This is a genomic window from Halobacillus sp. 12SKB (assembly GCF_052941655.1).
Genome location: NZ_JBRFWR010000001.1, coordinates 2,378,474 through 2,403,396, shown reverse-complemented (window position 1 = coordinate 2,403,396; position 24,923 = coordinate 2,378,474). Strand labels below are relative to the sequence as shown.

The window sequence follows — 24,923 nt, the reverse complement described above, 5'->3', positions numbered from 1 at the left end:
AACACTCCTTCATAGGTAAAGGTTTTCTTTCTATTATTCCTATACCCTGAAAAAAGCTGTAATAACCAAAGAAGACCACCCTCATGGAGGATGGTCTTTTCTAAGTAGAACCCTTAGTTTTTATACTTGAGGGCCGTCTGTTTTTTTCTTTTTCACATAATTGATCGGGTTATCTTTAATATTGCGGCCACGCCATATGAGCCATAGCTGTGACGCAATAAACAAGGACGAATACGTTCCTGCTAATAGTCCGATGACTAGAGCGAACGAGAAGTTCGTAATCGATGACGCTCCGAAGAATAACAGCATCACAGCCGCGAAAATGACGGTAATGACCGTGTTAAAGCTACGGGCTAGTGTCTGCATCAAACTGTCATTGACAACTTTAGCAAGCTCTTTGAAGGATTTGACTTTTTTCTTCATTCTCAAGTTTTCCCGGATCCGGTCGAACGTGACAATCGTATCGTTCACCGAGTAACCGACAATGGTAAGAATGGCTGCAATAATTGTAATGTCAAATTCCAGTCTTGTTAAACTGAAGAATGCAACGATGAAAAACGCATCATGCAGTAAGGCGATAATCGCTGTCAAAGCAAAGAAGATTTCAAACCGAATCGTAACGTAGATGATAATCCCGATTGATGCATATAAAACAGCCAGTGCTGCGTTTTTAGCAAGCTCTTGACCAACAATCGGTGATACCGTGCTGACGTTCGGAGTATTGCCGAACTCCTCTTCATAGTAGCTTTGAATTTCGCCGATTTTATCTTTGCTCAACTCATCATCGAAGCGAGCGACTGCAATTTCACTGTTGTCTCCGGATATAATGACCTGTTTCGGATTGACATCAAATTCTTCCTGCATGGTTTGTTCCACTTGTTCTGAAGTGACGTTACCATCAGACAAAATTGACACTCTAGAGCCACTTGTAAAATCAATCCCTAGATTCAAGCGGAAGAAAGCAAGGGCCAGGATTCCCGCTAGGACGAGGACGATCGAAATCGTAAAGAATCGTTTTCTCAGCCCTACAAAATCGAATTTCCGCTTCATGAAGGTCGCTTCTACTTCTTCTCCTTCAGCAATATCATGGATATCCTCTGGTTTTACTCCAAACCACTTCGGTCGCTTATTCAAGAAGCGGCTCTTCACCCATAAACTCATGAATAATCGCGTACCATACACTGCTGTTATGAAACTGACGAGAATACTCACAATCAACATCGTTGCAAAACCTTTGACTGAACTTGTTCCGAAAATGAATAGAACAGTGGCTGCAATCAAGGTGGTAATGTTTGCATCGAGAATGGTTGCTAAGGAACGTTTGTTTCCTGCCTTATAGGCTGAGAGAAGAGATTTACCTGATTTCAATTCTTCCTTAATTCGTTCATACGTGATGATGTTGGCGTCCACGGCCATACCGACACCCAGAATCAAGGCGGCAATACCCGGCAGTGTCAAGACACCATTCATCAATTCGAAGACAACGAGTATCAGGTAGATGTACACACTCAACGTAAGTGTTGCAATAATCCCTGGGAAACGGTAATACGCAATCATGAACAAGAAGATCGCTGCGATTCCGATAAAGCCTGCAAGGATCGTTTTATTCATGGCTTGCTCACCAAATTGAGCGCCAACAGATGTTGAATATGTTTCTTCAAGATTGACCGGCAGGGATCCTGCATTCAGAATATCTGCCAACTGTTTGGCGGATTCCTGTGTGAAATCTCCACTGATCATTACTGAATTACTACGAACGGGGCCGTCTGAAAACCCTGGTGCAGAAATATAAGCAGGATCTTCTTTCCCCCACTCCTCAGCAAAGGAAGTTTCTTCAGTATAATCCAACCATATCACTAAAAGGTTGTCCGGATATGGTGTATTCGGATCGTTCGGAGTGTTGTATATTTCCTCTGAAACATCATAGAATTTTGATGCACTTTTAACCTTCAGCGTTACGATGGGTTCATTTGTATCTGGATGATAGGACTGCTGAGCACTCCCCTCAACAAGATCTGAACCATCCATGTACAACTTTCCATCCGTACCACGGAAAGAAAGTTCAGCGGTTGTCGAAAGCAGTTCTCTTGCCGTCTGCTGATCTTCCACACCCGCAAGCTGTACTCGAATTCTTCCCCCATCTTCAATAGTGATGTTCGTTTCACTTATACCAAGTGTATCCACACGTTCCGTCAATGAACGTGCTGTAGCCTCGAGGACCTGATCATTCACTTCCTGACCCTCATCTAACGGCTCGACATCGTATAAGATTTCGAAACCACCCTGCAAATCCAATCCTAATTTAATATCTTTTGTAACTCCTGTTACTGTCGTTCCAATCGTAGCAGCCAGTAATAAAACCACAATAAAAAAGGCTACGATCCGCCCTCGTTTCACCATACTGTCCTGTTCCTCCTTTATGTACGAACACATGCGATGATTCATCGGCTAATATGTATAAATGCTAATAGACAATATTTGATAATCCCCGTACCTATTCTACTACTTTTTCAAACTTTCGCAACAATAGGAAAAACTTTAGGCTGATCACCATAAAGAAATCAAGCCTCATTCATATTCTGAAGGCCCCTTCAATGCTTCAATGGAGGCGAGCAGGTCATCATTCTGATAAGCCTCTGTTGTCAGATAACTTGTATATGTATGGATCTGCAAATGTAAGATATCCTGGACCATTTGGTGCAGCCTCTTTTCAGGTTCGCCATTCCAAACTTTTTTTATCAAACAATCCCACACTTCTTCTTCGGTCGCACGTTTATAACCTAATAAGTGAAACTCTTCTACCTTGCTTTGCAAAACTATTCTCAATTCATTTCTCCAGCTTGTGACCACTTTTTTCTGATCCATCAGGTTACTCCTCACTCTAAGGTTTTCGTAAACGGGTGTCATGCCTTGTCCATCCTTACGCATATACTTCATTGTAGCGGAATTTCATTTCTTTGAGAAGGCGGATCAATCATATGTCAAAACAATCTTTTTTACATGGTGCACTGATTCTGGTTGCTGCTGGACTGATCACCCGATTACTCGGTTTCATTAACAGGATCGTCGTTGCCCGCGTAATGGGGCCTGAAGGTGTGGGGCTCTATATGATGGCTCTACCTACTTTGATTTTAGCCATTACCATCACCCAGTTCGGTCTTCCTGTGGCCATTTCAAAGAGAGTGTCAGAAGCGGAAGCAACTCGGAACGAAAGTAAAATCAAACGCATCCTATTAGTTTCTCTTGCTATTACGGGGTCTTTGAGCATATTGTTTACGATCGGACTCTTCCTGTTAGCCCCCGTTGTAGCCACTTATTTCCTTACAGATTCAAGAGCTTTATATCCCTTGCTAGCCGTCACTCCCATCATCCCGATCATCGCCATATCATCTGTCATTCGAGGATATTTTCAGGGAAGACAGAACATGAAACCACAGGCGGTTTCTCAAGTGATTGAACAAATCGTACGGATTGGTTCAGTTGTGGTCCTTACAAAAATGCTCTTTCCGTACGGCGTTCAATATGCAGCCGCGGGAGCTATGGTTTCAGCAGTCATAGGGGAATTCGTTTCCCTGATGTACATGTTGAGACAATTCAATATCCACAAAAGTTTCCGGCTGCGTAAATCGTGGAAAAACCATATCCATGAGGGCAAGAAGACGCTTAACGAACTGATGACTATTGCTCTTCCAACGACTGGAAGCCGCTTCATTGGTTCCTTAACGTATTTCTTTGAACCGATCCTCGTCGCCCAAAGTTTGGCTATTGCTGGAATCACTGCTATAGAATCTACCAAACAATATGGTGAGCTCACAGGCTATGTACTGCCCTTGCTGTTTTTACCAACTTTTCTGACTCACGCTCTGTCAATTTCACTCGTTCCATCAATTAGTGAAGCTGCAGCGCAAGGAAAAAACGAAACGATTGCTTACCGGATCATGCAGTCAATCCGATTATCGATTGCATCCGGAGGTCTGATCACCATTGTGTTTATGATCTTTCCAGCTGTCATCCTGACGACTGTGTATGGTACGAGCCAGGCTTCTTTCATGCTACAGTTTATGGCACCATTCTTTCTACTTCATTATATCCAGACGCCTCTTCAAGCAACCTTGCAAGCTTTGGACCTTGCCCGCCCCGCCATGTGGAATACTTTAATTGGAGCCATTATCAAGTTTATTGTCCTTGTCGGGCTAAGTTCTCGGCCTGAATTCGGTATTCATGGAGTTGCCCTTGCCATCGTAGTAGGTGTCGTTGTTGTTACACTGCTTCACTTAGGTGTACTTATGAAATATAAGGTCATTTCCTTTCCTTTACAGATGTTCGTTCGATTCGGCCTCGTTATCGGTATCATTGGGGTCGTGGGGTTTCAATGGAAACATCGGTGGCTTCTTGAGAGTAAACCTCTTTCACAGTTGTTGACGATGGGGTTGGGACTTACTGTTTTATACATTGTGCTATTGTTCGTTTTTCGTCTAATCCGAATGGAAGAAATAAAAATGATCCCCTGGAACCGTCTCTTCCACAAAAAATAACCGCCTCGAAGCGGTTATTTTTTTATCCTCTTTCTTAATTTCACTTACTTCACTAAAGCTCCCTATACTTGAAGACTCAGTTTCGAGACGTTTGTTGAGTGGATGGGGCTGCGGGGAATAACTCGCTTTCCGCGGGAGCGCGGTGAGCCTCCTCGGACTGCGTCCTGTGGGGTCTCACCATGCACTTTTTTCCCGCAGGAGTCTCCCCATTCCCCTCCGCCCACTTGCCGGAAGAAATTTTCGAAACTACCTTCCAGCAATAGGAGCTTTTATGGTTGAGAATCCTATATCAACGCGGTTTAAGCAGGATTTATAACAGTTTTAAGCAAGGTAATATAAGAGGGATTTCGAGAACCTCATATGGTCAAGGGGCGGAGGGAAACGGTGAGACTCCTGTGGGAAGTGCGTGGTAGATGAGACCCCGCAGAGCGTTAGCTCGAGGAGGCTCATCACTCGCCCACGGAAAGCGAACCTTTTCCCGGAGCGCCTAAATCCACACAAACATCTCGAAATCAAGTCTTCCACAATCCTGCCAGTTAGTTGAATAAATCTATTACCTTTTTTGAAGAAATCGACTATTGGAATTCGTTGTTTTGGTCGATTTGAACTTCGCCCTGATCGTTAATCGTACATAATGATATTTCCTTGAAAGAATGAAACCCTTGCTTTCGTACTTCATTTACGAGCCATTGTTTATTTTTTCGGATTGTTTGAAGACCACTATATTGCACTTCACCATCAGCAATTAAAACAACGGCATAATCAGAGCTGCCGTCATCTTTCTTTTCGAATACTGAGAGCTTCCCGGATGGTTCCAGGATTGCATAAGCGACGTCACCGACTTGTTGAATGCCATGTTCTCGCAATTGTAACAATAAATCATTGAAATTATAACGCTGCCGCTTCATCTCTTTCTCATCTACTTTTCCATGTTTAATAATAATGGAAGGCTTTCCATCGAACCAATTTCTGAACCGCTGGTTTTTTAAAGAAATCCAGGCACTCCCTATTTGGATTGCAAGGAGGACGGCCATGGGGACGATGGCTTTCCAAATAGCCTCATCCGGATTTTCTATAAGAAAGACGGCAATTTCAGCGAGCATAATAAATACGACCAGATCCATAACACTAAGTTCACCAATTTCCCTTTTCCCCATGAAGCGGAATACAAGAAGGATAATCAAATAGGTGATTAGTGTGCGAATGATAATGCTGAATACCAATCCGAGCACAACCTTTCCTAAAGGTTTCCCTTTAGTTAACATCACCTATTTTTCCTGTTTTATTAAAGAAATGGCAGCAAATATCGGAACCAAACGTAAATGGATGAAACGATTAAGGAAAGAATTAAAACCGGAAAGCCGTACAGTGAGAATTTAATAAAAGGAATCGGTTTATTATGGCTGGCTGCTAAGCCGGCCACAACTACATTGGCAGATGCTCCGACAAGGGTACCGTTCCCTCCAAGACATGCCCCTAAAGCTAAAGACCACCAGACCGGATCGACGTTCATCATTCCATATCCCTGAAGCTCCTGCACTACAGGAATCATTGCGGCAACGAACGGAATATTGTCGACCACACCCGAAAGAATTCCTGCACTCCAAAGCATCACCATTGAAGTGACCGGCATATCTCCTCCAGAGATCCATACCATTCCTCTAGCTAACTCATCAATCACGCCCACCGTCTCTAATCCCCCAACAAGCATAAATAAGCCCATGAAGAAAAATAATGTCACCCATTCCACTTCTTGAAAAACATGTTCCACGTCAAGCTCTTTCTCAGACAAGAACAATAACAAGAGAGCTCCACTGACAGCGATAGTCGTAATATCCATATGGATAAACGGATGCATCATAAAACCGATGATGGTCAAAAGCATTACGGAAATGGATTGAAAGAGCAAAGGAGACATTTTCAGATGTTCTTTCGCATCTACTTTCATTAAATCTTCAGCTAATGCCTGATCATACGTCAGTCCTTTGCGGAATAACAGGATGACGCCAATCGTTACGAGGATAAAGATAATCAATACCACAGGTCCTAGATGATAAAGGAATGATACAAAGCTGAAGTGGTCCACCGCCTGTCCGATCATAATGTTCGGAGGATCACCGATAAGTGTAGCCGTACCCCCAATGTTGGAGCTGAAAATCGTCATGATCAGGTAAGGAAATGCCGGTAGTTTCAAACGATCTACGAGGGTTAATAATACAGGTACAAACAAAAGGACCGTCGTAACATTATCTAAAAAAGCAGACCCTACCGCTGTAAAAAGGGCTGTTACCAGCAACAGCGGAACAGGTCTTCCTTTTACAAGCTGTGCTAACCAAATAGCTAAAAAAGTGAAAATCCCCGTTTTTTTCGTGATAGAAACCAACACCATCATAGAAAACAGGAGGGCAACGGTATTCCAGTCTATAAAACCAAAAGCTTGTTCCCACTCATAAATCTTTGTCATTAAAAGAAGTACGCCACCTGCTACAGCTACCAGTGCACGGTTTAACTTCTCCGTCATAATCAGTACATAGCTAGCTACAAAGATAAGGATTGCGAGTACAGTTGACATAGATCTTCCCCTTTTTGGACGGACTTTACTAATACTTATTCAAGTCCAGTGGAAAATATCTGCTTCTATCTATAGAGTTTTCATGCATATAGATAAAAGTGACAAGCATATCAAGGGGGGATGGGATGAAAAAGTTATTGTCAGGGGTCCTGGGGTATGGAGTCGGCTCTATTTTCATTTTGATGATTGTATTTGCTGGAGTGTTAGCACTTTTACTAAGGTTTACTGGGATGGAATATGAGACACTCAATCAATTGGCTTTAGTCGCCGGTATCAGCATACTCGCCATAGGTGGCATGCTGGCTGCTTATAAGGGAGAACAGAAGGGATGGCTCTCTGGGGGGATGACAGGGCTGATCTTCGTCAGTGCCATGGTTTTATTTCAGGTCATTTTTGAAAACTCATGGGTTTCCCTGCCTCAGTTGAGTTATTTTGGAGGCCTGGTTCTTGCGGCCTGGCTTGGAGGCATGATAGGGGTCAACCTGCCACGGAAAACCGTAAAAAGATGATAAAACGTAAAATCCCGCTACAAGGATATGTAGCGGGATTGCATTTGATTAGCTCAATTTTTCACGTACAGATGAACGATCGAATTTCAGTTGAGTACCATCTTGTACAGAAATCACAAGAGTACCTTCATCAATCGCATGAATCGTTCCGTGAAGTCCTCCGATTGTTATAACTCTATCGCCTTTTTGGAGGTCCGACTGCATTTGTTGTACTTGCTTCTGTTTCTTTTGCTGCGGTCGAATCAATAGGAAATAGAAAATGACAAACATTAGAATAATTGGAAGTAAACCTACTAATGTATCCATTTATTTTCCCCCTTTCTAAAAGTTCTTTGCGTTTGGTTTGTTGAAACCATACATTTCAAAGAATTCTTCTCTAAAGTCACCGAGTCGATCTTCTCTAATGGCTTCACGCACTTGCCTCATTAAGTTTAACAGAAAATAAAGATTATGATAAGTCGTAAGTCTGAAACCGAAAGTTTCGTTAGCTTTGACTAAATGGCGGATATAAGCCCGGCTGTAATTCCGGCATGTGTGGCAATCACAATTCTCATCAATTGGACGGAAATCACGTGCGTATTTCGCATTTCTCACCACAAGTCTTCCCTCAGAAGTCATCAGCGTCCCATTCCTAGCAATTCGTGTTGGGAGTACACAGTCAAACATATCGATTCCGCGGATGCTTCCATCGATTAGTGAATCGGGGGAACCGACACCCATCAGATAACGGGGCTTTTGATCCGGCATCAGAGGAGTGGTAAATTCAAGAACACGATTCATAACGTCTTTCGGCTCACCAACAGACAAACCACCGATGGCGTAACCCGGAAAGTCCAAGGATGTCAGGTCACGAGCACTTTGACGGCGTAAATCTTCATACTCTCCACCCTGAATGATCCCGAATAAGCCTTGGTCATGCGGACGTTTATGTGCTTCCAAGCAGCGCTCAGCCCAGCGGCTCGTACGCTCTACAGAATCTTTCATGTACTTATGCTCGGCAGGATATGGAGGGCACTCATCAAAGGCCATCATAATATCCGGTCCAAGGGCGTTTTGAATGTGCATCGCTTTTTCTGGAGATAAGAAAAGCTTTTCCCCACTAATATGGTTACGGAAATGGACACCCTCTTCTTCAATTTTTCTAAGGTCACTCAAACTGAAGACTTGGAATCCGCCAGAGTCCGTTAGAATGGATCCGTTCCAGTTCATGAACTTGTGCAGACCACCCGCCTCTTCAATGATGTCTTCCCCAGGACGGAGCCACAGGTGATACGTATTCGAGAGGATGATTTGTGCGCCCATGCGCTCCAACTCTTCCGGACTCATTGTTTTAACGGTTGCTAGTGTTCCGACAGGCATAAACATTGGTGTTTCAAAAGACCCATGCGGAGTATGGACCTTCCCCAATCGTGCGCCTGTCTGCTTACATGTTTTAATCAATTCATATGTGATTGCCATGATTTCTATCCTTTCTTACTCTTGACCCATAAGATCATTTAATGAACATCGCATCTCCAAAACTGAAGAAACGATACCTTTCTTCTACTGCCTGTTTATAGGCTTCCAAAATAAAGTCGCGTCCGGCAAAGGCGCTCACCAGCATAATTAGTGTGGACTTTGGCAAATGGAAGTTTGTAATCAATCCATCGATGGCTTTCAGCTTTTGTGGCGGATAAATGAAGATATCCGTCCAACCGCTTGCCTCTTTGAATGTCCCGTGATCACGGATGATCGTCTCGAGAGTTCTCGTTGAGGTCGTCCCAACAGAAATGATTCTTCCGCCTCTTTCTTTGACAGCATTCAGCTGATTGGCTGTTTCTCCACTCAACTGATAGAATTCGGCATGCATATCATGCTCCTCCACTTGATCTACACTGACAGGTCGGAAGGTGCCAAGCCCTACGTGAAGAGTCAAGTACGCAAGTTCAATCCCCTTCGCCTGCAAATCCTCTAACAGTTCTTCGGTAAAGTGCAGTCCTGCTGTAGGGGCAGCTGCTGAGCCTTCTTCTTTCGCATAGACCGTCTGATATCGATCTCTATCAGACAACTGCTCTTTGATATATGGAGGTAAAGGCATCTCTCCAAGAGATTCCAATACTTCAAGGAAAATGCCTTCGTAGCTGAATTTGACTTTGCGTCCTCCATGCTCTTGCAATTCCGTACACTCGGCTACAAGTTTCCCTTCTCCGAAGACAATCTTCGTGCCTACTTTCACCTTTTTCGCGGGTTTGACAAGCACGTCCCACTCATCATCTTCGGTCTGGTGAAGAAGAAGGACCTCTACTTTTCCACCGGTCCCCTCTTTAGCACCGTATAGCCGAGCAGGTAAAACCTTCGTGTCATTCAATACAAGGCAGTCACCTTTTTCTAAGTAATCAGTGATTTGAGAAAAATGCCGATGTTCAATGGTTTGTTCTGTACGATCACAAACCATAAGCCGGGAAGCTGTCCGATCTTCTAATGGAACTTGAGCGATCAGCTCCTCCGGCAAATCAAAATCGTATTGCTTGATATCCATGTGAATCCCCTATTCTTATGTTTAATGTATCAAAATTTTCTTATGAAATAGAAAATCAACGAAAGGACAATGCTCACAATAATGGAAGTCATAATGGGAAAATAGAACGTAACGTTCCCTCTTTTAAAGCTAAGATCCCCTGGTAATTTCCCAAATATACTCCATAGTATACCGATCAATATGAACACAATCCCTATTACAATAAAGATTTTACCAAAGCCCGTCAAGAGCCAGGCACCTCCCTGTTGAAGTGAGCGTAGGCTTTAGGTGTGACTACCCGGCCTCTTGGTGTCCGTTGGATATAACCGATTTGCAGCAAGAAGGGCTCATAGACATCTTCGATCGTCTGAGGCTCCTCTCCAATCGTTGCGGCGATCGTATCCAAGCCTACAGGCCCTCCCTGGAAGCTATCCATGATCCCTTTCAGCAACTTGTGGTCGATAAAATCAAGACCTTCTGCATCTACTTGCAGCATTTCAAGCGCTTCCTTTGTCGTTTCCTTGCTAATGACTGTCTCACCTTTTACTTGAGCAATATCGCGGACACGCTTTAACAAGCGGTTTGCAATCCTTGGTGTTCCTCTGGAACGTCGTGCGATTTCAACAGCTGCCGCACCATCGATATCAACAGAAAATATTTCTGCTGTCCGTTCTACAATGGAACAAAGCGCTTTGGTATCGTAATATTCCAGGCGGCTGTGCACCCCGAATCGATCTCTGAGAGGTGCGGAAAGCAAGCCGGCTCGAGTGGTGGCACCGACCAATGTGAAAGGGGGAAGATCGAGCCTGACAGAACGGGCACTTGGCCCCGTACCTACGACGATATCAAGACAAAAATCCTCCATTGCAGGATAGAGGACTTCTTCTACAGAACGTGGAAGGCGGTGGATTTCATCGATGAAAAGGACATCCCCTGGTTCCAAAGATGATAATATCGCGGCCAAATCCCCAGCCCTCTCAATCGCTGGACCAGCTGTTGTTCTAAACTGAACGCCCATCTCATTAGCAATGATCGAAGCAAGAGTGGTTTTACCTAACCCGGGTGGTCCATACAACAGCGCATGATCAAGCGGCTCATTTCGCATTTTTGCTGCTTCAATGAAGATGCTTAGATTATTTTTCACCTGATCCTGACCAATATACTGCTTCAGAGTTTCTGGTCGTAAACTAAGCTCAATCTCCTGATCAGTTTCCTGTTGTTCTCCAGATATCATGCGATCCTCCAACATTCATCCCTCCTCACCTTAAGATTTCATCAATAGTTGCAGCCCTTGTCTGACATAATCATCCACGCTGCCATGTTTGGCTTTTTCAAGTTCTGTACGGACAAACTTCACTTCTTTTTCTGTATAACCTAAAGCTTTTAAAGCCTCAATTGCGTCATCCACTACAGCCCTTTTCTCTTTCGAGGTTAGATCTTCCTGATAGAATAGGGTGTCTTCATTATCTTCATCTGGAAGCCAGACAATTAGTTTCCCTTTCAAATCAAGGATCATCTGACGAGCTGTCTTCTTCCCTACTCCCGGAAATTTCGTTAAGTATTTATCGTCTTCCTGCTCAATGGCCGATACGAATTCTGGCACGCTGACGGTACCAAGAATAGCAAGAGCTCCTTTAGGTCCAATCCCGGAAACGTTCAGTAATTGAGCGAATAGTTGTTTGTCTTCTTTTTTCTTGAAACCAAAAAGCGATTGATTATCTTCTCTTATATAATGGTACGTATGTACTTTGACTTCCTTGTTCATCGAATCCTGAAAATGAAATGGATTAGCGCATAGCACTTCGTATCCTATGCCGCCTGTTTCTATTGTCAACGACCCTTCATCGAGTGTCGTCAATTGACCTTTCACGTAACTAATCATTGTAAAATTCCCTCTCTACCCTTTATTGCTATCCTTCCTATTGTAACATACAAGCACATGTTCGCCCATGGATAAAAGCAGTGAACCTCCCTTGAAACGGAACAAAACAGCCACAATAATGGTGGCTGTTTCACGTCTTTTATACTTCCTCTTCTTTGGAAAATTGACGGACGACTTGCTCAAAATGCCGGTGGTCCTTGATTTTAATTCCCTGTTTCAACTCATGCTCTCTTTTACTTTCAAGAGGCTTAATGGGGATTGGTTTAAAGGACTCAATGACCTTCCCTTGATCAGGAAGACCTTGAAAGACGGCTAACTCCCCATCCTCTGTTAAACCAAAATACCCTGTCTGTTTTGTCAAAGGAGAAATATCATCAACTTCCCTTTGAAAAACTACTTTATCTATTTCCTGTTCTTCAACCGTCCATCCCTCATACGAAGCCCAAAAATCCATCATAGACCAGATGGTTTCTTCTTTCTTTGTGGTTTCTGTCACACCATCTATATAATGCTCCTTCAGAATGACTGTCAGCTTCAAAGGTTCAGGCTTAACCAACGTTTCCACTGATTCTGATTGCTCCTCCTTACCCTGGATGACTCTTTGTGGCGTGTTATCTTTAAAAGTTTTCGGTGGAGTTTGATCAATGATCGACCAACTCAATACTGCAACGCCTATGGCTAACCCAACAATTAAGGCCCATCGTTTCATGACAGGATCCCCCCTAAATAAAAATAACTTCTGTTTCTAGTGTGTCCAGAAACAGAAGTTATTATCATAGCAATGGGAGATCACGATAATTTTTCCAGAATCGCTTCATCTGCATCAAGGTTGTGATAGACTTCCTGTCTAATGCAAACATTTATAAAGGAAAATCCCTATAGATATGGCTTTTACTCTTCTCTCTTATGTAAGATATTGATAAGTATATCTTAGCAAATATACCCAAGAAAAGCCACTCCTTTTAACCTGTACATCATACCTTTTTATTAGGAAGTTACACTTGCACGTAATATAAGAAGACCTTGTTTAAACTTATTTATGTTCTGTACGGCATACCTTTTGTCGATTAAATCAAACTCATCATTAACTACAATAGTAGAAGTTGTTTCATTATCTTGTACAACAATATCTATATCAGTATCTGACAAACGTATTTGAGTACCTTCTATACTTAACCTTTGCCAATCGACAAATGCAGGTACATTAGTTGTTGTCTCTACCGTATCGTAAATGGGACGATTCATAGGATCGTATTCTCCAGTAAACACTTGCTCAGTTGTAACTACTCCTATTGCTTGATTACATGGACGGATAATTGCTTTATATTCAAAAGAACGTTTAGCAGCAACCTCAGAAATTACAATCCAATCACCATTATCAAATTGAACGATATCTCCACGTTTAATATTAAAGTCAGTATGTATTTCCCTATCATCAAAATCTTCATTAACAGTCTTAGACGAAATGATTACTTTTCGACTTTCTTCATTAATATGTACACTCACACCAAACTCATTAACAAACTCACTAAATTCTGTCTCAAACATTCAATCACTCCCCAAACAATCTGAAGAAGTTGGATTCATTTTCAATCTGTTCATCAGTTTTTAGTTTCCGTACTTTCCGTTCTAATTGATCAATCCTATTTTGAATGCTGATAGCAAAGTCAGATACAGACATATCTTCATATGTTTTATTTTTCATTTGTGTAGGGTTGTTGGCTAATGATTCAAGAATAGAGAGGGCAGATTGATATATCTGTTTCTTACTTGTGGCAGATTCAGCATTGTATGATTCATGTGGTTGAAGTCCATTTTCTTGTAGGTAGATAATTAATTCATTTTGTTCTAACTGGACACCTTTAGTCTCCATTTCAAGACGTTGTATATTGTTCATTTGATCACTCCTATCTAAAATAATGCAAAATAAAAACCACTCGAAATGAGTGGCTTGAAAAATAAACTTCGTAATGAAGGTATTTATGTTATTGATATTCGGTAATAGAATGAGTACAGTTTTTTACCTCACTGTTTTTGGGAGAAGAAATTTCATACGATGTTCGATCATTAGGTTTAAGTGGTTGAGAATCAACTGCGTAAGTCCAATCGGTATCAATTACATTTTTATTATTATCTAAGTAGGTAACTTGGACTCTCACATAAGAAAAAGACTTTGAATCGTTATTTTTTATATAGCCAGTTGTTTTAATGTAGCCATTCTCTGTGCGGCAGTTTGTATCTTCTAATGATAACGAAGGCATAGAGTCTTTTTGAATATCTTCGTATTCACTTTCAACATTTTGCATTAATCTAACGTACTCCATATCTAAATTTTCATCAGATATATTCTCTTCACCTAAAATACCCTTAACGACTTCAAGATTTTCGTTATATAGATTAACATTGTACTCATCAAAATCAGATCTTACTACCCCTCCACCAATTAATACTAAATCAATAATATATTGGTAAAGTTCATACTCCTCATCCGTAAACTCCATATCTGGAAACCATTTTTCTAATAAGTCCCTGTTGATTGCTGAGGGAACGACTATTTTGTTTTCAACGAAATAATTAACTGAATTAGCAATATCAATTGACTCATCCCGAACCTCTTGTCTAATACCTTGCTGAGTGTCATTTTCATCAAGTGTCTCACTATTACTACTCTCACTACAGGCGACTAAAATCAAAAGAAAAGCAACCAGTAATAATTTCTTCATGATTTCCCCCTTTATTGAAATAACTTCTTAATTACCAGTATTCAACAAATAAATGGATATTCCTGCTTCATTATGCCTATAAATGGATATTTTTTACTGGGTGTGTAAAACGGTTAGTTAGGGGGTTATCCAAAGTGATTAGGGGTATTGGCAACTATGTATATTACATACACTCACATACAGTCTATGATCACTTGCAATACGCCTATATAAACGCCTGTGTTCGCATATGAAACCCTTTAATATCAATATTTAAAAGACAAAATACGAACACTAGGTTACATATTGTTTGTTATACTTAGTCATCTCATAACCCTTGATATATCAACGTTTTCAAACAACGTATATTTACGCTTAATTATTCATAGAAATATACTGCATAGAATCTTGCATAAATAGGGGCTTTCCAGTAGCATCTATCGGTTAAAATTTTGCTTTTATAGGGATATACCATGGGATATGGCGCATATTTAGGGACTTAATAATAATAATTGAAGAAGAAAGCGAGGACATAACAGCGGTGTGTGTACACTACTGTATATTATCCTCATCTATTCCCCTACAAATCAACGTTCTCATTCAATCTAATCACGATAAGTTTACTATGTATTATTCCTCATCAGTAGAATTATTTCCCACGTTATTTCCCGACTCACTTCTCAATCTATTCAATTCCTCTTGAACATCTGTTGTATGAGGACTCTTACTAAGCAACGATTCTAAACTTAATCCACCTAGTTCCCTCAATTTCTCCAACTGTTCAATGATTTCACTGTCATTTTGTGGAGTAGCATATTGGAATACCATATCTAAAGTTTCATACTTCTCATCACTCATTTTAGTACCCTGCATAGCCAGCAACCGTCTAATCTTATCGTTTCTTTCCTCTATTCCATCACGCATGAACTGTTCATTTATACTTGCCTTGATATTAGCCAACTGGAAGAGTAACTTAATACTCACCTCAGACAAGTTGCTTATGTCCGTCTTATTCATTGATACTGCTGGTGTACTACTTATATCCAACAAGGACTGTACTAATGTTTTATGTAATGTCTCAAATGATTTACTGTCTAACTTGGCTTGTAAGTAATATGCCTGAGACCCATCGTCAAGGTTAATACCCTTACCTATCATATCACTTGGCAAGGACTCACCTTTTAACTGTTGACCTACATTAATGAATATAGGATCAAGAAACTTCTCAGTCGCTTCACTATACTTACTAATTGTACTCTCCAATTGGTCAAGGATACTTATCCAATCATCTAACTCACTTCTACCCTCAACATCACTCAACTCATTCTCATTATGATATATAATAGGTAGCCCACTTAAAGAAGGATTACGTTCTACCATTCGTAACTGTCCACCATTATCACTATACCTACTCACTGTGTCCTCAGTATATACAATGTAATGACTGATACCATCATGTACAAACGCTTCAATAACTGCTAATAGATTATTGTTAGCATCATACACAGGTACAAACTCATCTGCATTAATTAGTTTAGATTTAATCACACCATTATGTATATAGATATATTCAGCACACTCACCGTACTTCAATACCTTATCCAATACTCTCAGGTTAAAACGATTGTATTTACCTTTACGATTAACCTTCTGATATTTCTTTACTACACTCTCATCACCAGTTAATGTAATAGGATTCTGCAGCAAGTATGCCTTCTGGAAATTAAGTAGCGTCTTAGCATATTGCAATACAATCTTAGTTGGTTCAACTGTCTTACCATTATACTTGTACGATTGTTTCTGTAGGATCTTATGATCACCACTTAGATATTCTTTCTTATCTTGTACATCTAACACACGTTGTTGATTACGTACCATATGTATTTCCTCTACAAACCAATCTGATTTACCTTCATACTTTTCATTCACATATTGTTGTAAATCCATTTAATCACCTTCCTTTAAACATCTACGTAATACTTACCTTGCTTCATGGCTTGGATTGCCATAGCCACACTAATAACTAAGTCATCATGATTTCCGTTCCCTTGCTTATTAGATAACTTTCCATTGTTGTCTTGATATATCTTCATTTCTTCCAACGTCTGAACACATTCAATGACAATCATGTTTGTATCCCAATACTCAACAAAATCATTTATGATAATCGGCTTAGTAACTGAATTAGTTTGGAAACCTAACTGAAGTTTCCGATTCCCTTTCTTGTCGAAAGTCTTCTGCTTCAACAAATTAAGATAGCCGTACTCTTGCCTAACCTTTTCTAAAAGTGGCAAGCCATAACTATTACGCTCAATAGATAAATAAGCATAATTAAAAAACCTGCCTAAACTGTTCACCACTTCGGCAAACCTGTAGACAGGTACATCATTAGCATAGAAGGAAGCCGTTTGTTTTCCTTCCGCATCAAATATTGAAATTGTAGAGTTATCGGTTTTATTTCCTGTTCCACTCGCCACATCGACACCGCCATAATGACGGATACCTTTCTTCGGCCAGTGGTAAATGAACAGATTCTTATTTATGTATGGCTTCAATTCATCGGGTAACTCATCATAAATCTCATTGTTAGTCATTGGTTCAATCACATGCTGCAAACGTTCAACAATCTTACCAGTATCAAATACACCTTTGTTAGTTGTCTGGAACGCTTCATCAGGAGTAGTTGGAAATTCTCTGTGAAACTTCTCAATACTATTCGTTTCTATGTAATGTCGCCTGAACATCAACTGACGGAAGTTAGCACCGTACTTTTCCTTTAACACTTTCTCATCATGATCTAAGTCACTGACTTTCATCCGTCTCCCATTGTGTAACTTATACCATTCTTCCGCTTCATCAAAAGAGTGTTTGAATTGCTTACTGTATGCCCTAGCCAGCCACGAATAGAAATGTGCCTTCCATACAGTTTCCTTTCCTCTCCATGCCCTCATAAACATTTCTTGATATGTATTAAAACCCATTGCCGTTGACTCAATAATAATTTTACTATATGGGTTTTTAGCAAGTGCCGGAATAGCGGTTGCAATAATTTCTTCCTGTTCTTCAGTAGGATATTTTGCCATCTCAGAGAAGTGTATAAGTTGAAATGTATTGCCTGAAATACTATCCGATCCACCAGCCGTAGCAACTTGAATCCTGCTATGGTTATCAAAATAAATCTCATCTCTGTTACTAATGACTTTCTTAGGGAATAAATCAGGGTACTTCTCATGCGGTAACATCTGATAAATCTTATTCACTCGCCTTAATACACTCTGAGTAACTTTATTGTGGTGAGTCATAAGCAGATAAGAAGTATCAGGTTTAGTCAATGCAGACCATATCATGTAACAAATAGAGAGAGTCGTGAACCCTATCTGACGACCCTTGCCTATGATATTGTACTTAACCATTTCATTTATGAATTGTTCTTGTTCAGGGTTTAAGACAAATTTAATATTTTCTCCATTGTTATCAGTTATGTAAATCCAATTCTTCGCAAACAAACGAAAATCATACAATACTTTATCTAATTTCTTGCTTCTCTTTTTGGTTGCAGCCATTCACCTCACTCCCTTAGTCTAAATCTAAATCATCGTCTTCTTCAGGTTCATCTTCTTCATACTCAGTAGAATTTAAAAATTGTATGGCTGTCTTTTTCTGTGCTTGTAATTCTTTTGTTAAAGCCAAATAAAGTTTGACGCTTGCACTCTCACCTGACTTGGCAGATTCAGCAACCTTCTCATAAATCTCTTCAAGGTCGCTTGCCATTTGACTATCTAAATAGATTGCCAGCAACGCTTTATATTCAGGTGTACGTTCCCATTTTTTAAATCCATTGAATGTTTTACGGTTCGTATTATTCAATAACTGTTGTTCTGTCCACTTTTCTCTAGTTTGATCGAATTTCAAATCATGCTTCCACATAAAATAAATTCTGTTTACGTGCGAACAATGCTCTAACGCTTCATAAATGTTCATTACTTATCACCTTTTCCACTGCGTAACATTTTGTTAGTTGCATTTACCGTTTTTCTCATATTAGAAATAGTTTCATTAATCTCATCTACCTGAGCCATGATGTAAGTATGTTGTTGATTACTTCTTTCAATCTGTTCATTGATTTCATTTATTTGTTCTGAATTACGTTTACTCACTTCTAAATTCTTTTGTGCTAACTCAACCATTTGATCAATCAATTGACCTCTTGTCATCTCTTCCACGTTAGATTCTTTCACTTCAAATTTTTTGATTTCTGCCATTTTAAATCTCTCCTATTTTGATTATTTTTGAATTAAAAAAGGAGGAGACACTAATGTCCCCTCCCTGTCACACTTATGTATTATTCAAAATCACTTGGAATCCCGATCATTCGCTCGTCTTCGTATGCCTGATTTTCTAAATCAGTATCAATATAGTTTCTCCATTTTCCATCCTTTTTAGGTCTATACATTTCTACATCTTGGTTATCAGATACAGGATAACGTTCTACTACATAAGCCATCCCATCAGGTGTATTTGATTCCTGCTTGCCGTAATAACCATAAACATCCTCGACTTTATCTAATTGATTCCATTCGGCATGAGAAATTATTTGACCATTAACTAACAAAGCAACATCATTTGTCTTATCTATAATTTCTGTCGCTTGCTCTTTAAGTTTATCAGCAAGTTGCTTCTCTTCACCCTTCATTTCTTCTTTTGCTAATTCAATTAACTTTTTCTCATTGTACTTTTTAAAATTGCCATTCTTATCAAGGCGATTCCTTGTTTCATTACACTTACTAATAAAATCTTTTGAAAGGTGATCATTCTTCTTTTTATGTTTAAGATAAATAACATAGTCATGCTCATCTAATTCATTGCCTTGAACAAGCCAATTGCCAGTAGGAAAAGGAAACTCATTCGTTTCTCCCCAAGATTTATCAATACCAGCATCTAAATTAAGAGTATTTTCTTTCTCCTTCTTCTTCTGGATATTGGACTTTTCTTCTTCAGTAAAGGGTACAATTTTATATTGATTTGGTTCTTGTGACTTCTGCCCTTTTCGCTTCTCGTTACTGGTAAAGTCGCCAGGTCTTTTGTAAATCAATCCATTATCAACACATTCATTCACATACTTCTCAGCCGTCTTAGGATGAATGCCTAAAATGTCTCCCCAACGATTCTTAGTACAGATAAAAGCACCCTTACCTTTCCACTTTGCCACACACATATAAATGTAGTTGTAGATTCTCTTCTCGTAAGAATCAAATTGTTCAAAGGGAATATACTCATACCCACCTAAGTTTTCAGTGAATGTAAAGGTAAGCAATGAAGAGAAAGAGTTAATTTTTCCATCCACATGGACTATTTGTCTATTAATCAAAGACAACAAACATTCTTTTAAATACTCTCTGGACTTCTGTTGCTTACTGTAAAATTTTATGTATTGCTCTAAGACATCCATATTTGTAACAACTTCTTCATTACGATTAATTAAACGTCTCAAAACAGAATAGAGATACAATTCATCAACCGACAATTTGTATTCACTATTTTCTTCTACAAACTTATTATACAAACGGATAGACTTATTACCTTTGACATTTTTCATTAATAGATTCTCTCCTTTAGATTCAATAAAAAATAACAAACAACCAACAACAAATAACAATTGTCCAAGAATGGTTTTGAACTTGATCTTCCCAAGCGCAAGCGAAAAACAGACAACTCTTTTTTATTTGTATATAGTTAATTTGTAATTATAGTTACTTTGTAAACAGGGTAAATTCGTCCTCATTTATACCCTCTTTTTTCCGACATAATGGAAAAATGGGCTTCATTTATACCCTCTTTTTTCTACAAAAAGTCCTGAAACGTACCCTATTTTTTCCCTTCGGTGAATTACTTTTGCTTTTTATAATCGTCTAATGCCTTTTGCAATAATGGACTTTTCACGTAAAGAGAAAATGTTCGACCTGACTTCGGATTAATTGCGATTGTCAAAGGTGAAATTTCCCCTTCCGAATATTTATATATATGGTCAGAAACGGTTCGACTATAGCAGTAGAATAAGTCTTTGTTAGTAACTGTCATTATTTATCTCTCCTTGTTTTTTATCGGTGATAATTGTAAATTGTTTACAAATATGTGTACTTAAATTTGTTCTTGCCAGTTAGAGCAAAGGAAATAATTTTCTTATCAATCTGCTCTTTTGAATTGATCCTTTGAGTAGTTCCTGAAGTTTCTTTAAACCTTTTTCTGATACTGAATTGTTGTGTAGGTAACTCTAAAGGCAAATTAAAAACCCCTTCCAATTCTGAAAGAGGTAAATTTGTTTGAAGATTGCCTTCACTATTCAATCTAATTTTTGCTTTTGTTTTGTATTGTTTCTGTAAATCAAAGTAATCCTGTTTATTGGTGTCATTGAGTAAATCAATTAACTCATCAAACCCCAACATCCTAAGATAGTTGTTATGCGCTTCTTTAAACCTGTTATCGTAATGACCTAAGAAACCTGAATCAATACAAAGCAGCAACATCTTTCCTAACTTTGTTTCAGGCAATGGTAAGTCATAGAATGACCACATCAACATTGCCGTTGATCCTGCATATTTCTCAAAGTAGTTACCTTTATGAATGTTATTGATTACGTTAAGGTTGGCGGTTCTTGGATTCACATAATCATCTTTTCCAATTTTAACAACGTGATTACACCAACTCATTCCATTATGTAGGGCTAAATCAATTCCAATAAGTTTATTGTCTGTGGCTTCACTACCCTTATAAAGAGTATTAAAGTTGTAAAAGTGATCAATTTCATGTCCTTTTACCTGTTTTTGAATAGCACAACCTAGAAGACTATCAAGGTCATCTGTTAAAACTGTTGAGTATTGTTCATCTAATGAACACCATTTAGGGAACTTTTCTCTTAATTCTTTTTTCATGCCGTAGTGAAGAGAAATTTTCTCCCACTACTTCTCTGTACGGCAAATTATCTTATTGTTATCTCCAGCCACTCCTTACCCTTTAATGTCTGTGATTTCTTTTTATTTCACAAACAGGGTGAGAAGTGGTGGTTATGACGAATCTTTCATAATCACATTTTCACCTCTACTTTTTGAATTATTTTTGATTTATATATTCTTCGTATTTTTCTATTTTGTCCTCTGACATTAAGCAATCATCTTTTTCCCATCGACTGATTAATGATTGACTACAACCTAATGCATCGGCCAATTCATTTTGTTTGATTTTCTTCCGTCTACGTTTCAGAAGGTACTCTTCCTTTCTAGTCATTTTTTATTCTCCTTTTACTCTGAATAATATTAAAAGAGGACTGCCACTCTAAGTGACAATCCCCTTGGATTATGTATTATGCTTGTGAAACTGTTACTACTGAGATACCTTTTGGAGAACCAACTTTAAGTGTCGCTTCTGCGATTACGTGACCTTTTACAGAATCACCTGTTTTCGCAAGTGGTTCAAAATGTGGTTGACGTAGGTAAGCAAGATCAACATAAGAATCGTTGAAGAATACTGCCTTATCAGCAGGTACATGCTTACTTAGTACAAGATTTACAGTACCGTAGTTTGTGTTAATGGAATCAACTTTCAAACCAAAGTTAGTCGTTACGTGATTGTATTGGTAAGAATCACTGTAAATAGCATCAATATCTTCTTTAACGTCAGCGTTTACTAGTGCATACACCTGACCTTCTGCAAGATCTTGTTCCCATAGGTTACGCATTGCTTCTTTAACAGTATTCTCTACTACTACTCCACCTGTTACTGCTACATCATTAGAAGCATCAGCAAATTCAATCAGACCACTCATTTGACGTTTGAATGGTGTAGTTGAACCATCGGCTTTAACACCATTGATGAATTTCTTCTCCATGTTGATTTTCAATTCAAGAAGGCGGTCAGAGACTTCCTTTGAAAGTTGACTTGCTTTCATCGCTTGTGCCGTTCCTGAAATAGAAGCACCTTTCTTGAAGATTTCAAGAATGTTGGAAAGTTCTGCACGAGCAGTCTCGTAGAAAGTAGTAGTATCTTCCCCTTCAACCGCTGACAAATCTTCTGTGTGATCAAGAGTTTTCTCTCTCCATGTGTAGACAGTTGACAATGCTTTCTCAACATTCCCTTTAGCCATCAACATAGAGGTTAGTGGTGTAGATTGCACTCCAATTTTAGCAATCTCCTGGGATAGTGAAATCTGTTCTGCATTTGTAAAGTTATCGTGTTTAAACAATGTAATCATCCTTTTCTTTTAATAGTTTTATGTAAGTGGACTAGCCACAATTATTTGAACAACTTACCTAATTTAGTACCAATCATTCCAGCAACATCATTGTTCTTTTCGTAGTTACTGTACTCATCATCTTTCGCATGATCCTCTGGAACATAACCAGTTGAAACCATGATGTCATTCTTAATTTGTGTGAGTGCCTTTACTGTTTCTTCTAATTCGTCATTGTTGGATACTTTGACAACTGAAGCAAATTGTTCTAAGCCATTTTCTTTCAAAGTTGCATTTACCTCACGATTAAATAAATCTGCTTCACGTTTTTGGAATGCAAGTTCTTCTTCCGTTGGTTCTTTTGGAAGTTTTCCTTTAACTTGTTCCAACTCATTAACTAAGTTGTCATAGTCCTCTTTTGCGACTGTTTCAACCTGTTCCTGATTCTGTTCTTCATGTTGCTCTTGATTTTGATTCTCTTCCATTCTTTCAACCTCCTATGAATTTTGTAGTAACCTTCTCCCTTGATAGGATAGGTTTTTGATTTAAACTGCCAGCAAACTCGAATATAAATTCGTCCAATTCACTGGCAGTTTCGTAATCATAAGAAAAGACACCTAACTTTTCATTGTTGGTGTCTGTAAATTGTTCTATTTGATTTTCATTTAAATCATAAATAGTTAAAGTCACATTATCAGGATTAACTGACTGTCCTTCAAAAGTTTTAAAGTGGCATTGCAGCCGGACAGTATCGCCCTTATAAATCATTCTTTCACCTCCAAAATTGAAGGATTTTCAACCTGGTATGTAATGGATTGATTATGTACATGAAACGTCTCAGAAACGTTTGTCAGCACACTTAGATAGGCATTGACTATGTTAGTATTCAAAGGTATAAAAACGTCTGTATTAGCGTTTATTTGCTTCACATGACTATCTAACAATTTAAGCAATTTGACCTGTTTATCAAGAGAAGAATTAAACGGTTTAACAAAACTTGTTACATTCTTATTTCCTGATTTAAGTGTTCTAACGCTCTTAGAGACGTTTGAGTTAATACTAGACACATAACCCTCAACCTCTCTTAAAACGTTTCTACTGGCTTCTGTGTGGGTCATTATAGGAGAAATGCTACTTTCAACTTTCTTGTTTGTGGAAACAAACCTTTTCAAAGGAGAATTAATGTTTCCAACATAAGATGAAACTGTAATCTCCTGAGTTTTCGCCACTGGTGCAGGAGAACCAAACACTTGTAAGTACGGATAGTCACCGTTCATTCCCCAAGTGGAAGTAAAATCCCAATTTGTATAAGTTGATTGAGTTTGCATTTCCTGTGTAGTTTTCCCCGTACCATTATGTGATTGAGTTACACCACTTACATCAGTGTCCCAAAAACAGTTTGTAACGGTAGAATTATTCTCATACCATGCAAATCCAAACACTTCACTTGGATCAGCAGAAGTTAAGTTATAAGTAACCGAATAACAATTTTCTACAAGGTGGTTATCACCGACCATAGCACCAATAAAACCACTTGATCTATAATTAGTGGTGTAGATAGTGTCTAAAATTGCATAACAATTTTTCACTGTGGTTGTTCCACGCAAATTACCAATTAATCCACCTGCATAACCTTGTGATTGAATTATTCCACCTTCAACAAAACAATTATCAATAACTGTATTACCACCGCTTGTATAACCAACCAAAGCACCTGCATTATAATTTGTGATGGATATATCAACATTCTCAAAGCCTAAATTTTTTGCAGTAAATGTTGATGAGGTTCTTCCAATTAAACCACCATATGTCCCATCAAAATTCACAGTTAAATTTATTAACTTAAACCCTTTACCATCAATATAACCACCAAATTCACTAATCGGAGTCCAATTCCCCCAACTACTCATGTCAATATCGTTTACTAACTCATATGTGCCTGATAAGTCATTACGAATGTTATCTAAATCTTGTGGAGTGCTAATTAGAGTAGCCATTTAAC

General features: G+C 39.1%; 28 protein-coding genes. 2 read left to right on the top strand and 26 right to left on the bottom strand.

Annotated features, from left to right (window positions below):
• Positions 1-120: 120 nt before the first annotated feature.
• Together secDF and ACQ4XT_RS11590 are read right to left on the bottom strand one after the other, a co-directional pair.
• Entirely contained in the window at positions 121-2,400 is a 2,280-nt protein-coding gene (gene secDF, locus ACQ4XT_RS11595) for a protein translocase subunit SecDF (RefSeq protein ID WP_446853807.1), read from the bottom strand.
• A gap of 168 nt (positions 2,401-2,568) precedes the next feature.
• The gene (locus ACQ4XT_RS11590; RefSeq protein ID WP_446853806.1) at positions 2,569-2,865 is read right to left on the bottom strand and encodes a post-transcriptional regulator; all 297 of its coding nucleotides are present in this window, start codon (positions 2,863-2,865) and stop codon (positions 2,569-2,571) included.
• A gap of 113 nt (positions 2,866-2,978) precedes the next feature.
• Between ACQ4XT_RS11590 and spoVB the strand changes: the two genes are divergently transcribed.
• Positions 2,979-4,535, top strand: coding sequence for a stage V sporulation protein B (spoVB, locus tag ACQ4XT_RS11585; protein ID WP_446853805.1), 1,557 nt, complete (start codon positions 2,979-2,981; stop codon positions 4,533-4,535).
• 575 nt (positions 4,536-5,110) lie between these two features.
• Here the strand turns inward: spoVB and ACQ4XT_RS11580 are convergent.
• Both ACQ4XT_RS11580 and ACQ4XT_RS11575 read right to left on the bottom strand, forming a co-directional pair.
• On the bottom strand, positions 5,111-5,800 hold the full coding sequence (locus tag ACQ4XT_RS11580; protein ID WP_446853804.1) for a DUF421 domain-containing protein: 690 nt from the start codon (positions 5,798-5,800) through the stop codon (positions 5,111-5,113).
• Positions 5,801-5,820: 20 nt separating this feature from the next.
• Positions 5,821-7,107 carry an ArsB/NhaD family transporter gene (locus ACQ4XT_RS11575; protein ID WP_446853803.1) on the bottom strand — a complete coding sequence of 429 codons (1,287 nt, stop codon included), beginning with the start codon at positions 7,105-7,107 and terminating at the stop codon, positions 5,821-5,823.
• Between the two features lie 125 nt (positions 7,108-7,232).
• On the opposite strand from ACQ4XT_RS11575, the gene ACQ4XT_RS11570 reads away from it, so the two are divergent.
• Complete coding sequence (locus tag ACQ4XT_RS11570) at positions 7,233-7,616, top strand: TIGR04086 family membrane protein (RefSeq protein ID WP_226591184.1); 384 nt, start codon at positions 7,233-7,235, stop codon at positions 7,614-7,616.
• A 48-nt stretch (positions 7,617-7,664) separates the two neighbouring features.
• On the opposite strand, the gene yajC is transcribed toward ACQ4XT_RS11570, so the two are convergent.
• The 22 genes from yajC to ACQ4XT_RS11460 form a co-directional block, all read right to left on the bottom strand.
• Positions 7,665-7,922 carry a preprotein translocase subunit YajC gene (yajC, locus tag ACQ4XT_RS11565; protein WP_089652641.1) on the bottom strand — a complete coding sequence of 86 codons (258 nt, stop codon included), beginning with the start codon at positions 7,920-7,922 and terminating at the stop codon, positions 7,665-7,667.
• A 15-nt stretch (positions 7,923-7,937) separates the two neighbouring features.
• Positions 7,938-9,077, bottom strand: a complete 1,140-nt coding sequence (tgt, locus tag ACQ4XT_RS11560; RefSeq protein WP_446855663.1) for a tRNA guanosine(34) transglycosylase Tgt — start codon at positions 9,075-9,077, stop codon at positions 7,938-7,940.
• A 31-nt stretch (positions 9,078-9,108) separates the two neighbouring features.
• Positions 9,109-10,134 carry a tRNA preQ1(34) S-adenosylmethionine ribosyltransferase-isomerase QueA gene (gene queA / locus ACQ4XT_RS11555; RefSeq protein WP_446853802.1) on the bottom strand — a complete coding sequence of 342 codons (1,026 nt, stop codon included), beginning with the start codon at positions 10,132-10,134 and terminating at the stop codon, positions 9,109-9,111.
• Positions 10,135-10,163: 29 nt separating this feature from the next.
• Positions 10,164-10,361, bottom strand: coding sequence for a DUF2905 domain-containing protein (locus ACQ4XT_RS11550; protein ID WP_446853801.1), 198 nt, complete (start codon positions 10,359-10,361; stop codon positions 10,164-10,166).
• The gene (ruvB, locus tag ACQ4XT_RS11545; RefSeq protein WP_446853800.1) at positions 10,358-11,359 is read right to left on the bottom strand and encodes a Holliday junction branch migration DNA helicase RuvB; all 1,002 of its coding nucleotides are present in this window, start codon (positions 11,357-11,359) and stop codon (positions 10,358-10,360) included. The genes ACQ4XT_RS11550 and ruvB overlap by 4 nt, the downstream gene beginning before the upstream one ends.
• Positions 11,360-11,377: 18 nt before the next feature.
• Positions 11,378-11,995 carry a Holliday junction branch migration protein RuvA gene (gene ruvA / locus ACQ4XT_RS11540; protein ID WP_446853799.1) on the bottom strand — a complete coding sequence of 206 codons (618 nt, stop codon included), beginning with the start codon at positions 11,993-11,995 and terminating at the stop codon, positions 11,378-11,380.
• A 139-nt stretch (positions 11,996-12,134) separates the two neighbouring features.
• Complete coding sequence (locus ACQ4XT_RS11535) at positions 12,135-12,704, bottom strand: BofC C-terminal domain-containing protein (RefSeq protein ID WP_446853798.1); 570 nt, start codon at positions 12,702-12,704, stop codon at positions 12,135-12,137.
• Between the two features lie 278 nt (positions 12,705-12,982).
• Positions 12,983-13,543 (bottom strand): hypothetical protein, encoded by a 561-nt coding sequence (locus tag ACQ4XT_RS11530; protein ID WP_446853797.1) that lies wholly within the window; start codon positions 13,541-13,543, stop codon positions 12,983-12,985.
• Positions 13,544-13,547: 4 nt separating this feature from the next.
• On the bottom strand, positions 13,548-13,892 hold the full coding sequence (locus ACQ4XT_RS11525; protein WP_446853796.1) for a hypothetical protein: 345 nt from the start codon (positions 13,890-13,892) through the stop codon (positions 13,548-13,550).
• An 88-nt stretch (positions 13,893-13,980) separates the two neighbouring features.
• On the bottom strand, positions 13,981-14,718 hold the full coding sequence (locus ACQ4XT_RS11520; protein ID WP_446853795.1) for an FxLYD domain-containing protein: 738 nt from the start codon (positions 14,716-14,718) through the stop codon (positions 13,981-13,983).
• A gap of 609 nt (positions 14,719-15,327) precedes the next feature.
• Positions 15,328-16,644, bottom strand: a complete 1,317-nt coding sequence (locus ACQ4XT_RS11515) for a phage portal protein (RefSeq protein WP_446853794.1) — start codon at positions 16,642-16,644, stop codon at positions 15,328-15,330.
• 14 nt (positions 16,645-16,658) lie between these two features.
• Positions 16,659-18,260, bottom strand: coding sequence for a terminase large subunit domain-containing protein (locus tag ACQ4XT_RS11510; protein WP_446853793.1), 1,602 nt, complete (start codon positions 18,258-18,260; stop codon positions 16,659-16,661).
• Between the two features lie 13 nt (positions 18,261-18,273).
• Entirely contained in the window at positions 18,274-18,678 is a 405-nt protein-coding gene (locus tag ACQ4XT_RS11505; RefSeq protein WP_446853792.1) for a hypothetical protein, read from the bottom strand.
• Positions 18,678-18,959 carry a hypothetical protein gene (locus tag ACQ4XT_RS11500; RefSeq protein WP_446853791.1) on the bottom strand — a complete coding sequence of 94 codons (282 nt, stop codon included), beginning with the start codon at positions 18,957-18,959 and terminating at the stop codon, positions 18,678-18,680. Before ACQ4XT_RS11500 ends, ACQ4XT_RS11505 begins: the two co-directional genes overlap by 1 nt.
• Positions 18,960-19,039: 80 nt before the next feature.
• Positions 19,040-20,293 carry a hypothetical protein gene (locus tag ACQ4XT_RS11495; protein WP_446853790.1) on the bottom strand — a complete coding sequence of 418 codons (1,254 nt, stop codon included), beginning with the start codon at positions 20,291-20,293 and terminating at the stop codon, positions 19,040-19,042.
• 290 nt (positions 20,294-20,583) lie between these two features.
• Positions 20,584-20,775: a hypothetical protein gene (locus ACQ4XT_RS11490; protein WP_446853789.1), complete on the bottom strand. Its 192-nt coding sequence runs from the start codon at positions 20,773-20,775 to the stop codon at positions 20,584-20,586.
• Between the two features lie 44 nt (positions 20,776-20,819).
• Positions 20,820-21,626: a hypothetical protein gene (locus ACQ4XT_RS11485; RefSeq protein WP_446853788.1), complete on the bottom strand. Its 807-nt coding sequence runs from the start codon at positions 21,624-21,626 to the stop codon at positions 20,820-20,822.
• Positions 21,627-21,804: 178 nt separating this feature from the next.
• Complete coding sequence (locus ACQ4XT_RS11480; protein WP_446853787.1) at positions 21,805-21,978, bottom strand: helix-turn-helix domain-containing protein; 174 nt, start codon at positions 21,976-21,978, stop codon at positions 21,805-21,807.
• 76 nt (positions 21,979-22,054) lie between these two features.
• Positions 22,055-22,942 carry an SU10 major capsid protein gene (locus ACQ4XT_RS11475; protein WP_446853786.1) on the bottom strand — a complete coding sequence of 296 codons (888 nt, stop codon included), beginning with the start codon at positions 22,940-22,942 and terminating at the stop codon, positions 22,055-22,057.
• Between the two features lie 41 nt (positions 22,943-22,983).
• On the bottom strand, positions 22,984-23,406 hold the full coding sequence (locus ACQ4XT_RS11470) for a hypothetical protein (protein ID WP_446853785.1): 423 nt from the start codon (positions 23,404-23,406) through the stop codon (positions 22,984-22,986).
• 4 nt (positions 23,407-23,410) lie between these two features.
• On the bottom strand, positions 23,411-23,689 hold the full coding sequence (locus tag ACQ4XT_RS11465; RefSeq protein WP_446853784.1) for a hypothetical protein: 279 nt from the start codon (positions 23,687-23,689) through the stop codon (positions 23,411-23,413).
• Positions 23,686-24,918, bottom strand: a complete 1,233-nt coding sequence (locus ACQ4XT_RS11460; protein ID WP_446853783.1) for a hypothetical protein — start codon at positions 24,916-24,918, stop codon at positions 23,686-23,688. The genes ACQ4XT_RS11465 and ACQ4XT_RS11460 overlap by 4 nt, the downstream gene beginning before the upstream one ends.
• Between the last annotated feature and the right edge of the window lie 5 nt (positions 24,919-24,923).